1 protein-coding gene is annotated in these 555 nt (G+C 67.6%); it reads right to left on the bottom strand.

Annotation, left to right across the window (positions count from 1 at the left end; genetic code table 11):
• Positions 1 to 555 (bottom strand): beta-ketoacyl synthase N-terminal-like domain-containing protein (locus JZ792_RS41295; RefSeq protein WP_216918430.1); only part of this gene is annotated, 555 nt, incomplete at both ends.

Here is a 555-nt window from a genome sequence, read left to right as displayed (position 1 = left end):
CGGTCAGTCCGTTGGACGCACCGTCCTGATTGACCGCGCTGCCCCGAACCACCGCCAACACCTCGTGGCCGTGGCGACGCGCGTCGGAGAGTCGTTCCACGACCAGGACACCGACACCTTCGGACCAACCTGTCCCATCAGCAGCCTCCGCGAACGGTTTACACCGCCCATCCGGGGCGAGCCCTCCCTGCCGGGAGAACTCCACAAATGCGCCAGGAGTCGACATCACCGCCACCCCGCCGACCAGCGCCATCCCGCACTCGCCGACGCGGATTGCTTGTACGGCTTGGTGTAGGGCGACCAGTGAGGACGAGCACGCGGTGTCCACCGACACCGCGGGGCCTTCCAATCCCAGCACATACGACACCCGGCCCGAGACCACACTCGAGGTCGTACCGGTCAGCCGGTATCCCTCGACACCGGCGTCGCCGTTGCCTCGGCCTACGCCGTAGGACTGGTCGCTGACGCCGATGAACACGCCGGTGTCGCTGCCGTGCAACGAGTGCGGGTCCACCCCGGCGTCTTCGAGGGCTTCCCACACCGTTTCCAGCAGCA

This window comes from Nocardia noduli (genome assembly GCF_019038455.1).
Lineage (GTDB): Bacteria > Actinomycetota > Actinomycetes > Mycobacteriales > Mycobacteriaceae > Nocardia > Nocardia noduli.
This window is presented reverse-complemented; position numbering and strand designations above follow the sequence as displayed.